Below are 13,201 nucleotides of genomic sequence, written 5' to 3'. Positions count from 1 at the left end.
ACGGAGCGACGCCGATCTCGACAATCGCGAAAGTGGGGAAGAGTCCACATTGTGGACTCTTCCTGGTGAAACGTTCGCGGGCTCTGCGCGAGCGAGAAGAACGGCGCGAACCGACAACGCGTAGGTTGCGGCCATGACCTTCGACGACATGGTCCTGTCCGACAGCATCGAGATCGCGGCGTCGGCCGAGGCCGTCTACGACGTCGTGTCGAACGTGACGCGCGTCGGCGAGTGGAGCCCCGAGACCCACACCGGCGCCTGGACGCAGGAGGCGGCACCGGTCGTAGGTGCGCGCTTCAAGGGCACGAACAAGACCGACGCCTTCGAGCGGGCGACGCCGTGCGTCGTCACCGCGGCTGAGCGCGGCAACCGCTTCGCCTTCGACGTCATCGGCGGCGACGACGGCAACGGCGCGTCGTGGTCGTGGGACATCGAGCCATCCGGTGACGGCGTCACGTTGACGCAGCGCTTCGAGATCGGCCCGTCGCTCGGCGGCTTCCGCGGTTTCGGCCGCGGCAAGACCGACGACGAGATCGACGCGCTGGTCACCAACCGGATTGCCGAGTTGCGGGCCGGGATGGCTACGTCGCTGGCGCGGGTGAAGGCGCTGGCCGAGCCGAGCTGAGCCCCACCACCACCAGGCCCATCGCGAACTGCAGCACGAGGGGCGCGGTGGCGATGAACTTCTCGCTCGACTTGTACACGTCGAGATGCGACAGGTGGTAGATCGCGTGCGGCAGCGCGTACACCGCCAGCGCCAGTCCGGTCGCCTGCAACAGCGAGGTCGTCGGCTTCCACAACGCGAACACGAGAATCACGACGAGCGCGGCGTTGAGCGCCCCGAAGTCGCGCAGGAAATGCTCGTTGTACGGGCCGTTGATGTCGATCCAGTGATACGGCCCGCCGGGAAACTTGTCGTAAAACCCGCGGGGTGACACGAGCGGCCACAGCGCCAGGGGCAACAGCGTCACCAGGTTGATGCCGAGCAGCACCTGGATCCAGCGCGTGCGATTGAGCGCGCTCATGCGTCCATCGCTTCCACGACGAGGGGCCACCCTTCGCGCTGCGACGGCACCTGCGGTGCCCAGCCGGTCGCGTCCTTGAACTTCGCGTTGCTGATGCGGTTGCTGCGCGCCAGCAGGCTGCCCTGCGACCCGATGACCTTGGCGCTCAGCTTCGCCATGCCGGTCCGCAGCTTTTTCTTGTGCAGGGCGTCGGCCAGGATCGCCGCGCCTTCGCGACGCGTGAGCGGTTCGTCCTCGGCGACGTTGTAGATCCCGGCGGGTGCGTCGAGCGCGGCTACGACGGCGCGCGCCGCGTCGTCGGCCCAGATGTAACTGCAGTAGCCGTCGGGATCCCCGACGGCGGGCGCCATGCCCATTCGCGCCATGCGGACCGAGTCCTTCGTGTGCGACGCCTCGGGGGCGTAGAACTGGGCGAAGCGCAGCACGACGCCGCCCTCGACGCGCAGCGCATTCTCCTCCGCCGTGTTGGTCGAGATGACGAACGGCGTCGCCTCGCGTGGCGACTCTTCGGTAATCCACGCGTCGCCGGCGTCGAGATACAGGAACGAGATGCTCTCCTGGATCATGCGCCCACCACCGGCGCGCGCCGCCGCCGCGAGGTTGGCCGACGCTTCGGTCCGCAACCGGTCGTTCTCCTTCCACGCACCCTTCAGCGGCGCCTTGGTCAGCGGCGGGATGTGGGTCAGCAGGTTGACGACGACGTCGTGGCCCGCGGCGTGCGCCTTGACGTCGGCCGCGTCGAACACGTCGAAGATCACCGGCTTGGCGTCGAGCCCGTCGAGCAACTTGGCCTTTTCGTCGCTGCGGGCGAGGCCGGTGACCTCGTGGCCGGCGGCGACGAGTTCGCGCACCGCCCGGCGACCGATCACACCCGTCGCACCGGTAACGAAGATCTTCATGACGACAGCTCCTTTTGCATCCAAGTGGCGGCGCGCACTTGCGCCGCCGGAGTGGCCGAGCGCAGGAACGAGCCGAGGAGGTCGGCGATCGTCACCTTGCGCAGTTCTTCCCGGTAGGCGGCCTCGGCGTCGTACATGACGCGGGCGATGCCGCACACGTTGCGGTAGTCCGACTTCGGCCCTGCGGCCGGTCCGCGCTGGCGGATCTCGGAGCATTCGAAGGCGCGCGTGCGACCCTCCACCGCCTCGACGACGTCGAGCACGGTCACCTCGGCAGCCGGCCGCGCCAGGCGGTACCCGCCGCCGCGTCCGGGCACGGCTTCGAACACGCCGGCGCGGGTCAACGCCTGGAGGTGCTTGGCCAAGTAGGCGCCGGGGACGCCGTGGTACTCGGCAAGCTTGGCCGCCGTCATGCCCTTCTCGGGTGGCACGACCGCCAGCACCGATGCCACGTGCAGCGCCCACTCGACCCCGTCCGACATCCGCATAACACGGACACTCTATATCCGGATACTCAGGATCCGCAATACGCACACACGAAAAGTCGATTAGGACGGGGGTGTGGGCAAAGCAAAACCGGTGTTCGAGGGCAAAGTCGGGCGGTACCTGGAGGAATCGGAGCCGTGGTGGCCGCCGATCGACGAGCCGCCGGCGGGGTCGCCGAACGTGGTCGTGGTGCTGCTCGACGACGTCGGGTACGCCCAGTTCGGCTGCTACGGCTCCGACATCGCCACGCCGACCTTCGACCGCCTGGCGGCGGGCGGCCTGCGGTACTCGAACTTCCACACCACCGCGCTGTGCTCCCCCACCCGCGCCTGCCTCCTGAGTGGCCGCAACCACCACAGCAACGGCATGGGCCGCATCGTCGAGGTCGCAGCGGGCTTCCCCGGCTACAACGCCACCATCCCGAAGGAGAACGGCTTCCTCTCCGAGATCCTGCTCGAGACGGGATACGCCACCTTCGCCGTCGGCAAGTGGCACCTGGCGCCGGCGACGGAGATGACGATGGGCTCGCCGCGGGACAAGTGGCCCCTCGGCCGCGGCTTCGAGCGCTTTTACGGCTTCATGGGCGGCGAGACCGACCAATACTTCCCCGATCTCGTGCACGACAACCACAACGTGGCGCCGCCACGCACGCCCGAAGAGGGCTACCACCTGACGGAGGACCTCGCCGACCAGGCGCTGCTCAACCTCGCCGACCTGCGCGCCACCAGCCCGACGCGCCCGTTCCTGCTGTGGTTCGCGCCCGGTGCGTGTCACGCGCCGCATCAGGCACCGCGCGACTTCATCGACGCCTATCGCGGTCAGTTCGACGACGGGTGGGACGCGTGGCGCGACCGCGTGTTCGCCAAACAGGTTGCGACCGGCCTCCTGCCCGAAGGCACCGAGCTGTCGGAGCGGCCGAGTTGGGTCCCGCCGTGGGACACCCTGAGCACCGACGAGCACCGCCTCTACGCGCGGATGATGGAGGTCTACGCCGGCTTCCTCACGCATACCGACGCGCAGGTCGGCCGCATCGTCGACTTCGTCGACCAGCTCGGCGAGCTCGACAACACGATCTTCATCGTGATGTCCGACAACGGCGCGTCGGCCGAAGGCGGCGCCAAGGGCAGCTTCAACGAGGGCTACTTCTTCAACTTCGTGCCCGAGTCACTCGAAGAGAACCTGGCGCGCATCGACGACCTCGGTTCCCCGCGCGCCTTCAACCACTACCCGTGGGGCTGGGCGTGGGCCGGCAACACGCCACTCAAGCGGTTCAAGCGCGACACGCACGAAGGCGGCGTGGCCGACCCGTTGATCGTGCACTGGCCGGCGCGCTTCGGCGACGCGCACGCCGGTGAGACACGGCATCAGTACGTGCACGCCATCGACCTGTTGCCCACGCTGCTCGAGTGGATCGGCATCGAAGCGCCGGCGACCATCAACGGCATCGAGCAGTCGCCCATCGAAGGCACGTCGTTCGCCGGCGACGCCGTCCATCACACGCAGTACTACGAGATGCTCGGCTCGCGGGCGCTGTATCACGACGGGTGGAAGGCGGTCGTCTACCACCCCGGGGTGTTCACCGTCTACGACGGCACCGACGTCACCAAGCCGTTCGACGACGACGTGTGGGAGCTGTACCACGTGGCGGTCGACTTCGCCGAGGTGCACGACCTCGCGGCGACCGAGCCCGACAAGCTCGAAGAGATGAAGCAGCTGTGGTGGACCGAGGCCGAGAAGTTCCAGGTGCTGCCGCTCAACAACCAGCCCGTCGTCGGCCACGACGGCCGCTACCGCCGTGCCCAGTACGTGTTCCATCCTGGCATCGGTCCGATGTCCGAAGACGTCGCGCCGGCGCTCAAGAACCGGCCCTTCACCATTCAGGTGGAACTCGACGTGCCGGCGGAGGGCTCGGTCGACGGCGTGATCGTGGCCCACGGCAGCGTCGCCGGCGGCTACGTGCTGTACCTCAAGGACCGCCGGCTGCACTACTCCTACAACTTCGTCGGCACGCAGCTGACGACGGTCAATGCGTCGGTCGAGTTGCCCGTCGGCCAATCCGTGGGCGTCGTGCGCAGCATTCCGAACGGGACGGGTGGCTCCGACGTCGAGCTGCGCTACGGCGACGTGCCCGTCGGCAACGGCACCGTGCCGCGCAACACGCCCGTCACCTACGGCATGTCGCCCTTCACCGTCGGTTACTACGCGCAGGGCTCGATCGACGGCGTGCTCCAAGGGCGCAGCGAGGTGTCGCGGGATGTCGTCAAGCGCGTCGTCGTCGACGTAATCCGCAAGCGCGACCTCGAGGCGCAGGAGACCGCGGCGCGCGGCGAGCGCGCCGACATGGCTACGCAGTAACGGCAAGCCGCCAAAGCGAGACTGACCGCCGTGAGTTCCTACATCGCCACGCGCCAGTCGCTGCACAAGGTCGCCGAGCACGTGATGGCGAAGGTGTCCTATGCCGCCATCGGCCACATCGGCCTGCGCGCCCACACGGGCGGCTTCGCCACTCAGGAGTTCGACGGGCGCCGCATGGTGTGCCGCGACGGCACGCTCGACGGCGTCGCCATCGACGGCAAGACGCTGCGCCAACTCGGCGCCTCGGACGCCGAACTCCCCTACGCCGCGACGACGCCGCTCGACGACGAACCGCTCGTCGTCGACGCCCGCAGCGCGCAGGGACTCGGCGACTGGTACGGCCTCGTCGCCGTGGCCCTGCAGTCGGTGGCGCCGCCGGACGCGTCGCCCCAGCAGATCTGGCCCGAGCACTTCGACCTCGCCACGACGTTCAACGAGACGAACTTCGGCGGCTCCCCGGGCGACGACACGTACCCGGCGCCGTACCTCTACGTCGGGCCGTGGGACCGCAGCGACACGTCGACCTTCGACGACCCGTGGGGCTGGACGCTCCACAGTCGCGACGTGTCGAGCGTCGAGGACGCCATCGAGTTCCTGCGCAAGCATGTCTGAGGTCGCCTGGTACCCGCTGCCCGTCGCCGGCCTCGCGGTCGGTCGGCTCACAACCGTGGTGGTCGAGGGCCGCGCGCTGTGCGTCACCCGCACGTCGGGGGGCTACGGCGCCCTCGACAACCACTGCCCGCACCAGGGCGGCCCGCTGGGCGACGGCCAGATCGAGAACGGCTACCTCATCTGCCCGTGGCACGCCTACGAGTACGACCCCGTCACCGGCACGCCGCCGCCCGGGTTCAAGGACGCGGCGACGTCGTACCCCGTCGAGGAACGTGACGGTGCACTGTTCGTTCAGCTACCTGTGTTCGAGACTCGCCCGTCCTTGATGGACCAGATGGTCGACGTGATGTGCGACTGGGGCGTCGACACCGTCCTCGGCATGGTCGGCCATTCGAACCTCGGCCTCGCCGACGCGCTGCGCCGCGCCGAGGACGACGGGCGGCTGCGCTACATCGGCATTCGCCACGAGGGCGCGGCGGCCTTCGCCGCCAGCGGTTACGCCAAGCTCACCGGCCGTCCCGCGGCGTGCCTCACCATTGCGGGTCCGGGCGCCACGAATCTGCTCACCGGCTTGTGGGACGCCAAGGTCGACCGCGCGCCCGTGCTGGCGCTCACCGGTCAGGTGAAGTCACAGGTACTCGGGCCCGGCACGTTCCAGGAGGTGCCGCTGGCGTCGGCCTTCGAGGCGGTGACGACGTGGAGCCAGACGGTGCTGCGGCCCCAGAACGCCACCGAGTTGATGGCGCTGGCCTGCAAGCACGCCATCGTCGAGCGCGGCGTGGGCCACCTCATCTTTCCCGACGAGGTGCAGGAGTGGGACGGCGTCGCCCAACCGCCGGCCCGTCCGCGCGTCGGCCGCGTCGCCGCGACCGACGTGGCGCCGCCGCGCGCGCAATTCGCCGAGGCGGTGGCGTTGCTCGAGGGCGCGCAACGCCCCGTCATCATCGTGGGCAACGGCGCTCGCGGCCACGAGGACGAAGTGATCGCGCTCGCCGAGCACCTCGACGCGCCCGTCATCACGACGTTCAAGGCCAAAGGACTCGTGCCCGACACGCACCCCCTGGCGTGCGGCGTCCTCGGCCGCTCCGGTGTCCCGGTGGCGTCGATCACGATGGGACGGGCCGACGCGCTGCTGGTCCTCGGGGCGTCGTTCAGCGACCACACCGGCATCGCCACCTACATCCCGACGATCCAGGTCGACCTCGACCCGATGACGCTCGGCAAGTTCCACGCTGTCAACGTGCCCCTGCTCGGCGACATCACCGTCACGTGCGAGATGCTGCGCGAGGCGACAACGGCGCGTCGCCGGCCCGAGCAGCGCGACACCATCGCCAAGCGCTGGGAGCGGTGGCGCACCGAGAAGGCGTCGCGGCGCGCCCAGTCACGTGACGGGGCGCTGCATCCGGCGTCGTTGTTCGACGCCCTCGGCGACGCCGTGCCCGAGGACGCAGTGATCGCCGTCGACGTCGGCAACAACACCTACGCCTTCGGCCGTTACTTCGAGACCAAGCGCGGTCAGCACGTACTGATGTCGGGCTACCTCGGCTCGATCGGCTTCGGCCTGCCCGCGGCGATGGGCGCCTGGTCCGCGCTGCACCCACCAGCCAACAGCCCTTCTGTGAAGGATCGTCCGTCCTCCGGACGGGAGATCCTTCACAGAAGTGTCGTGGCGGTGTGCGGCGACGGCGGGCTCGGTCAGTACCTCGCGGAGGTGACCACCGCGGTGAAGTACGGCATGGAGATCGTCGTCGTCGTGCTCGACAACGGCCAGCTCGCCAAGATCACCAAGGAACAGATCGGCGCCCAGCGCGCCGTGTGGCAGACGAGCCTGCACAACCCGGACTTCGCCGCCTACGCCGAGTTGTGCGGGGCCCGCGGCTTCACCGTCGCCACGGCGGCGGAACTTGCCCCGACGCTCGCCGAAGCCTTCGCCGTCCGCGGCGGCCCCGCCCTCGTCGCCGTCAAGACGGACCCCAACTACTCATAGCGAATCGGTACGCGGATTGTGCCCGCCCAGGGCACAATCCGCGTGCCGATTCAACATCTCGGCAATCCGAACGCACGTTCGCTAGCATACGAACGCATGTTCGGACTCAATGAGGCGCAGCGGCGGGCCGTCGAGTACGAGGGCCACGCGCTGCTGATCGTGGCCGGCGCCGGCACGGGCAAGACGACGACGCTGGCGGCCCGCCTCTCCCACCTCATCGAGCGCGGCGCCGACCCGTCGCGCCTGCTGCTGCTCACCTTCAGCCGCCGCGCCGCGCACGAACTCATCGCCCGCGCGGCGCGCCACGCCGATCCCAACGCCGCGGGCCGCGTGTGGGGCGGCACGTTCCACGCGGTGGCGCATCGCCTGTTGCAACAGCACGCCGAGGTCATCGGCCTGCGGCCCGGCTTCACCGTGCTCGATGCGGGCGACGCCGTGGACCTGATGGGCCTGGTACGCGTTGATCTCGGCTTCGCCAAAAATGGAGACCGGGGCGATCGGCGCTTCCCGCGCAAGGACACGCTGCAGGCGATCTACTCGCGCGTCGCCAACGCGCAGGCGCCGCTGTCGGACACGCTGGCCGACTTCTTTCCGTGGTGCCGCGGCGACCTCGACCCGATGCGCGAGGTGTTCGCCGAATACGCGGCGCGCAAGCAGGCAACGAACGTGATCGACTTCGACGACCTGTTGCTCTACTGGCGCGCCCTCGCCGTCGACCCCGCGGGCGCGCGGCTGCGCGCCATGTTCGACCACGTCCTCGTCGACGAAGTGCAGGACGTGAACACCGTGCAGGGCGACATCCTCGCCGCCCACTGCGGTCCCGACCTCGCGGCGATCACGGCGGTGGGCGACGACGCTCAGGCGATCTACGGCTTCCGCGCCGCCACCTCCGACGTGATGTTCGGCTTCCCCGATCGCTTCGACAACTGCGAGGTCGTCACCCTCGAGCAGAACTACCGCTCGATCCCGCCGATCCTGCACGCCGCCAACGCCATGCTCGACAAGGCGCCGCAGCCCTACCCCCGCACGCTGTGGACGGATCGCACCGGCGACCGCCGCCCCAAGCTCGTGCGCTGCGACGACGAGCAGACCCAGGCCAACGTGATCTGCGACGCCGTGCTCGAAGAGCGCGAGAAGGGCGTGGCGCTGCACGACCAGGCGGTGCTGTTCCGCACCGGCCATCACTCCGACGGCCTCGAAATCGAACTCGGGCGCCGCAACATTCCCTTCGTCAAGTTCGGCGGCCTCAAGTTCCTGGAGACGGCGCACGTGAAGGACACGCTGGCGCTGCTGCGCATCCTCGACAACCCGACCGACGAGCTGGCGTGGCACCGCGTGTTCGGGCTGCTCGAAGGCGTCGGCCCGGCGTGGGCGCGCCGCATCGCCGATGACCTCGGCGTCACCGCCCGCACCGACGCCGCGCTCAAGACGTTCCTCGAACACGAAACGCTGGTCCCGCCCGCGGCCGTCGAGCACCTCGAAGTGCTCAAGCAGTGCCTGAGCGACTGCATCGGCCCGCCCGACCCGCCGCCGGCCACGCAGATCGAGCGGCTGCTCCCCTTCCTGCACGTCGCGTTCGAACGCGCCTACCCGTACAACGCCCGCACGCGCGAGGGCGACGTCGAAGCGATGGTGTCGATGGCCGGGGCGCATCGCACCCGGGGCGCGTTCCTGGCCGACCTTGCCATCGACCCGCCGGCCAACACCACCGACGTCGGTCCCCCACACCTCGACGACGACTGGCTCGTGCTCTCGACGATCCACTCGGCCAAGGGCGGCGAGTGGCAGTCGGTCTATGTGATCCACGCCAGCGACGGCAACATCCCTTCGGACATGGCGCTGGGCGAACCCGGCGGCGTCGACGAGGAACGGCGACTGCTGTACGTCGCCATGACGCGGGCCCGCGACAACCTCACGATCACCTACCCGCAGCGCTTCTACCACCGCCGTAACGGCAAGGACGATGCGCACTCATGGGGACAACCTTCGCGATTCGTCACGGGCCTCAGCGCGGTGCTCGACGAGACGGTGATCGAACGGCCCGTCACCATCGGCGACTTCGCGCCGGTCGACGGGCCGACACGCGTCTCGACTGCACTCAGTGACCTCTGGAGCGCGTAAGACTCTGGAGGTGGCCGTCAACCATCCCAAGCGCGTCATCCCCCTCGAGGGCGTGCGCAACTTCCGCGACCTCGGCGGCTACCCCACGGTCGACGGTCGGCTCACGGCCTGGGATCAGGTGTACCGCGCCGATTCGGTGTCGTTCCTCACCCAAGCGGGCTGGCAGGAGTTGGCCAAGCTCAACATCAAGCGCGTCTACGACCTGCGCCGCCAGAACGAGCGCGACGCCTGGCCCACGATCGAACACGGGCTTGAACACGAGGTGATTCACCTGCCGATCGGTCCGCAGGCGGCCGAGATGTCGCTCGTCGAGTGGTTCACGACCCGCGGCGCCGAGGCGAACTGGGACGAGACCTACGTGGCCGAGACCTACCGCGACAACCTCACCACGTGGCCTGACCTCTTCGCCCGCCTCATCACCGAGTTGGCCTCGGTCGAGCACCGCCCGGCGGTGTTCCACTGCACCGCCGGGAAGGACCGCACCGGCATCGCCGCCGCGCTCCTGCTCGAAGTCCTCGGCGTGAACCGCGAGCACATCCTCGACGACTACGAGCTCACCAACGTCACCCGCAGCGAGGCGCGCATCGCCGAGCTGCGGCCCGAACTCGAAGCCGCCGGCATTGACGTCGAGATGGTGCGGCCGTACCTGTCGGCGCCGCGCCGCGCCCTCGACGACACGCTCGACTGGCTGGCCGAAACCTACGGCGGCGCCGAGGGGTACCTCCTGCACCACGGCGTCAGCGACGACACGCTGACGACGCTGCGCCTCGAGCTGTTGACCAACGACGCCGCTTAGCAATAACCCTCGGTCACGCCGCACCCCCATTGGGCGACGTGCTGAGCGTGCAGCTGAACCGCCGGCTCGCGCACGGCGTGAGCCGGCGACGCGCCGACGACCAGCAGGAGTAGCAGGGCTGCGAGCGACAGGAGGCGCTTCACGGCAGATCGCCGGTCGACGGGTCGATGACGGCGCGCACTTCGTAAACGGCGTCGACGGGGAAGCCGCCGCAGCGGCCGTGCTCGCGCACGATGTCTTCGTCGGCGGCCACGTAGACGCAGGTGATCTTGTCGTCGGTCACGTAGCTGTGCAGCCACTGGATCTGCGATCCGAGGTCCGAGAGCACGAGGTTCGACTTCGTGGCGATGGCTTTGAGGGCGGCGGCGTCCATCGCGCCGGCGCCGGGGACGGTTCGTTCAATCACGTATTTGGGCATGGCGCCAGCGTGCGGGACCGCCAGCCAGCTGACATGAGGCATTCACCCCATCTACCGTGACGGTATGGCCAAGCGCGCGTCGGGCGTCCGGCTCAGCGAGTTGCTGGTGGCGCTGTCGCTGGCGACGGACCTCGGCTTCGGCCAGCCGGCGGAGCACATGGCGCGGGCGGCGCGCATCGCCTTGCGCATCGGCGAGCGCCTCGGCCTCGACGCCGCCGATCTGGCCACGCTCTACGACGTCGCCATCCTCACCTACGTCGGGTGCCCGACCTACGGCAACGAAGCGGCCACGGTGTTCGGTGACGACATCGACTTCCGGGCGGACGCATTGCGCATCGACCTCGCCGGCATGCCGGCGCGCCGCTTCATGATGAGCCGCGCCGACGGCGTCAAGCAGAAGCTGACGCTGATGGCGACGAACGGCCGCGGCGTCGTCGAGCAGATGGCGTCGCACTGCGCGGCGGCGGGCGAGCTGGCGACGCGCCTCGGTCTCAACGACGACGTGCGCGCCGGTGTGCAGCAGGCCTACGCCCGCTGGGACGGCAAGGGCGTGCCCGCCGACCTCGAAGGCGCGGCGCTGTCACTCGGCGCTCGCATCGCCCACATCGCCGAAGCGTGCGAAGTGTTCTCGCGCACCGACGGCGTCGACGGCGCCGTCGCCATGGTCAAGGCGCGGCAGGGCACGCACTTCGACCCGCAGCTCACCCAAACCGTCGTCGTCGACCCCGACGCGTTGTTCAAGGGCATCGACGAGGACACCGTCGACGAGGTACTCGACGCCGAACCCGTCGCGCGTCCGCCGTTGGCCGACGAGCAACTCGACGACGCCCTCGCCACCATCGGCGACTTCTGCGACCTGCGCCACCCGTGCTTCACCGGCCACAGCCGCGGCGTCGCCGAGCTGGTGGCCGCGGCGTGCGACGCGCTGCACGTGCCCGCGGCCGAGGCCCGCGTCGCCCGGCGCGCCGCGTCGGTGCACGACGTCGGCCGCTTCGGTGTGCCGGCGCAGATCTGGACGAAGCCCGGCCCGCTGACGTCGCACGAACAAGAGCGGATGCGCATGCACGCGTACTACGTCGAGCGCATCTTCAGCCGCCCCGAGCCGCTCAGGCGCGTCGGCCTGCTCGCCGGCACCCATCACGAACGCACCGACGGCAGCGGCTACCACCGCGGGACGAGCGGCGCGCTGCTGTCGGTGCCGGCGCGCGTCCTCGCCGCCGCCGACGCCTTCCACGCTATGACCCAGCCCCGGCCGTATCGGCCGGCGCGCACGCCCGAAGACGCCGCCGCCGAGTTGCGTCGCGACGCCCGCGACGGCCGCCTTGATCCGGCGGCGGTCGACGCGGTGCTGGCGGCGGCCGGCCAGACGACGTCGCGCGCCCGCTCCGGCGGCCCGGCCGGGCTCACCGCCCGCGAGGCCGACGTGCTCGCGCTGTTGACCAAGGGCATGGCCAACAAGGCGATCGCCCGTGAGCTGTCGATCAGCCCCAAGACCGTCGGCAACCACATCGAGCGGATCTACACCAAGCTCGGCGTGAGCAACCGCGCCGCGGCGGCGATGCGGGCGATGCAGTACGGCCTCGTCCAGGCCTAGCCTCGGCCGGTGCGCATCCAACCGCTGACCGGTGTGCTCGGCGCCGAGATCACCGACGTCGACCTCGCCAAGGAACTCACGACGCCCGCCATCGGCGACGTCGTGGCCGAACTGGTCGCGGCGCTCGACGAGCACCTCGTCGTCGTGCTGCCCGAGCAGTCGCTGTCGCCCGGCGAGCAGACCGAGTTGACGCACCACTTCGGCCCGCCCTGCGACACGCCCTTCGTCGGCACGATGCCCGACTACCCCGAAGTCATCAAGGTGCTGAAGGAAGCCGACGAGGCCAACGCGTTCAACTTCGGCGGCGCGTGGCACAGCGACTTCTCGTTCCTCGAGCGCCCGCCGAGCTACACCCTGCTGCACGCCATCGACGTGCCGGCGTACGGCGGTGACACCGTGTGGACGTCGAACATCGCGGCGCTCGACCGGCTGCCGGCGCACTACCGCGACCCGATCGACAAGCCCGACGCCGTCGGCATCCACACCGCCAAGGACGCGTACTCGCCGAAGATGCAGACGCTGCACGACGGGCTCAAGCACATGGACATCCAGACCACCGAAGACGCCAACGACGTGCGCGCCCACCCGACGATCACGCGCCATCCCGGCAACGGCCACCAGGTGCTGTTCTTCAACCTCGCCTACTGCCGCGACCTCGCCGGCACCGGCATCGCCCCCGACGACACGGCGGCGTTCCTCCTCACCCTGCACCGCCACTCGACCGATCATTCGCTGACGGTGCGGCACCGCTGGCGCAACGGCGACCTCGCCATCTGGGACAACCGCGCCACGCAACACCTCGCCCTCAACGACTACGGCGGCTTCCGCCGCGAGCTGCATCGCACGACGGTCCAAGGCGGTGTCCCGAGCCGGTAGCGCGATACCATTGGCCTCGCTTTAGGGCGGGA

Annotated in this window: 13 protein-coding genes; 8 read left to right on the top strand and 5 right to left on the bottom strand. The window is 69.5% G+C overall.

Annotated elements, in window-relative coordinates:
* Nucleotides 1-133 precede the first annotated feature (133 nt).
* Nucleotides 134-625 carry an SRPBCC family protein gene (locus tag VHC63_17370; GenBank protein ID HVV38383.1) on the top strand — a complete coding sequence of 164 codons (492 nt, stop codon included), beginning with the start codon at nt 134-136 and terminating at the stop codon, nt 623-625.
* Here VHC63_17370 and VHC63_17365 read toward each other — a convergent pair.
* From VHC63_17365 to VHC63_17355, 3 genes are read right to left on the bottom strand one after another with little or no spacing between them, the layout of a single operon-like run.
* On the bottom strand, nt 582-1,025 hold the full coding sequence (locus VHC63_17365) for a hypothetical protein (GenBank protein ID HVV38382.1): 444 nt from the start codon (nt 1,023-1,025) through the stop codon (nt 582-584). The two genes, VHC63_17370 and VHC63_17365, sit on opposite strands and share 44 nt — an antisense overlap.
* Complete coding sequence (locus tag VHC63_17360; GenBank protein ID HVV38381.1) at nt 1,022-1,924, bottom strand: NAD(P)H-binding protein; 903 nt, start codon at nt 1,922-1,924, stop codon at nt 1,022-1,024. The genes VHC63_17365 and VHC63_17360 overlap by 4 nt, the downstream gene beginning before the upstream one ends.
* Nucleotides 1,921-2,412, bottom strand: coding sequence for an Rrf2 family transcriptional regulator (locus VHC63_17355; protein HVV38380.1), 492 nt, complete (start codon nt 2,410-2,412; stop codon nt 1,921-1,923). Before VHC63_17355 ends, VHC63_17360 begins: the two co-directional genes overlap by 4 nt.
* A 73-nt stretch (nt 2,413-2,485) precedes the next feature.
* Here VHC63_17355 and VHC63_17350 point away from each other — a divergent pair, with 73 nt between their 5' ends.
* The 5 genes from VHC63_17350 to VHC63_17330 all read left to right on the top strand — a co-directional run bounded on the left by VHC63_17350 (nt 2,486) and on the right by VHC63_17330 (nt 10,281).
* A complete protein-coding gene (locus VHC63_17350) occupies nt 2,486-4,765 on the top strand; it encodes an arylsulfatase (protein ID HVV38379.1) in 2,280 nt (759 codons plus the stop codon).
* Nucleotides 4,766-4,795: 30 nt separating this feature from the next.
* Nucleotides 4,796-5,377 carry a hypothetical protein gene (locus tag VHC63_17345; protein ID HVV38378.1) on the top strand — a complete coding sequence of 194 codons (582 nt, stop codon included), beginning with the start codon at nt 4,796-4,798 and terminating at the stop codon, nt 5,375-5,377.
* A complete protein-coding gene (locus tag VHC63_17340; protein ID HVV38377.1) occupies nt 5,370-7,364 on the top strand; it encodes a thiamine pyrophosphate-binding protein in 1,995 nt (664 codons plus the stop codon). Before VHC63_17345 ends, VHC63_17340 begins: the two co-directional genes overlap by 8 nt.
* A gap of 96 nt (nt 7,365-7,460) precedes the next feature.
* Complete coding sequence (locus VHC63_17335) at nt 7,461-9,485, top strand: ATP-dependent helicase (GenBank protein ID HVV38376.1); 2,025 nt, start codon at nt 7,461-7,463, stop codon at nt 9,483-9,485.
* Nucleotides 9,486-9,495: 10 nt separating this feature from the next.
* Nucleotides 9,496-10,281 carry a tyrosine-protein phosphatase gene (locus VHC63_17330; GenBank protein ID HVV38375.1) on the top strand — a complete coding sequence of 262 codons (786 nt, stop codon included), beginning with the start codon at nt 9,496-9,498 and terminating at the stop codon, nt 10,279-10,281.
* On the opposite strand, the gene VHC63_17325 is transcribed toward VHC63_17330, so the two are convergent.
* The gene (locus tag VHC63_17325; GenBank protein HVV38374.1) at nt 10,278-10,424 is read right to left on the bottom strand and encodes a hypothetical protein; all 147 of its coding nucleotides are present in this window, start codon (nt 10,422-10,424) and stop codon (nt 10,278-10,280) included. The genes VHC63_17330 and VHC63_17325 overlap by 4 nt on opposite strands.
* Nucleotides 10,421-10,699, bottom strand: a complete 279-nt coding sequence (locus VHC63_17320; GenBank protein HVV38373.1) for a DUF4242 domain-containing protein — start codon at nt 10,697-10,699, stop codon at nt 10,421-10,423. The genes VHC63_17325 and VHC63_17320 overlap by 4 nt, the downstream gene beginning before the upstream one ends.
* Before the next feature lie 64 nt (nt 10,700-10,763).
* Between VHC63_17320 and VHC63_17315 the strand changes: the two genes are divergently transcribed.
* Both VHC63_17315 and VHC63_17310 read left to right on the top strand, forming a co-directional pair.
* Nucleotides 10,764-12,293 (top strand): HD domain-containing phosphohydrolase, encoded by a 1,530-nt coding sequence (locus tag VHC63_17315; GenBank protein HVV38372.1) that lies wholly within the window; start codon nt 10,764-10,766, stop codon nt 12,291-12,293.
* 9 nt (nt 12,294-12,302) lie between these two features.
* Nucleotides 12,303-13,169, top strand: a complete 867-nt coding sequence (locus tag VHC63_17310; GenBank protein ID HVV38371.1) for a TauD/TfdA family dioxygenase — start codon at nt 12,303-12,305, stop codon at nt 13,167-13,169.
* Nucleotides 13,170-13,201 lie beyond the last annotated feature (32 nt).

This window comes from Acidimicrobiales bacterium (assembly GCA_035546775.1).
Lineage (GTDB): Bacteria > Actinomycetota > Acidimicrobiia > Acidimicrobiales > JACCXE01 > JACCXE01.
Note: the sequence above shows the minus strand (reverse complement) of the source record. Positions and strands in the feature narration are given on the sequence as shown.

Excerpts from the sequence above, each read along its gene's own strand:
- VHC63_17370 (HVV38383.1), top strand. The coding sequence starts at position 134 with ATGACCTTCGACGACATGGTCCTGTCCGACAGCATCGAGATCGCGGCG.
- VHC63_17365 (HVV38382.1), bottom strand. The coding sequence starts at position 1,025 with ATGAGCGCGCTCAATCGCACGCGCTGGATCCAGGTGCTGCTCGGCATC.
- VHC63_17360 (HVV38381.1), bottom strand. The coding sequence starts at position 1,924 with ATGAAGATCTTCGTTACCGGTGCGACGGGTGTGATCGGTCGCCGGGCG.
- VHC63_17355 (HVV38380.1), bottom strand. The coding sequence starts at position 2,412 with ATGCGGATGTCGGACGGGGTCGAGTGGGCGCTGCACGTGGCATCGGTG.
- VHC63_17340 (HVV38377.1), top strand. The coding sequence starts at position 5,370 with ATGTCTGAGGTCGCCTGGTACCCGCTGCCCGTCGCCGGCCTCGCGGTC.
- VHC63_17335 (HVV38376.1), top strand. The coding sequence starts at position 7,461 with ATGTTCGGACTCAATGAGGCGCAGCGGCGGGCCGTCGAGTACGAGGGC.
- VHC63_17320 (HVV38373.1), bottom strand. The coding sequence starts at position 10,699 with ATGCCCAAATACGTGATTGAACGAACCGTCCCCGGCGCCGGCGCGATG.
- VHC63_17315 (HVV38372.1), top strand. The coding sequence starts at position 10,764 with ATGGCCAAGCGCGCGTCGGGCGTCCGGCTCAGCGAGTTGCTGGTGGCG.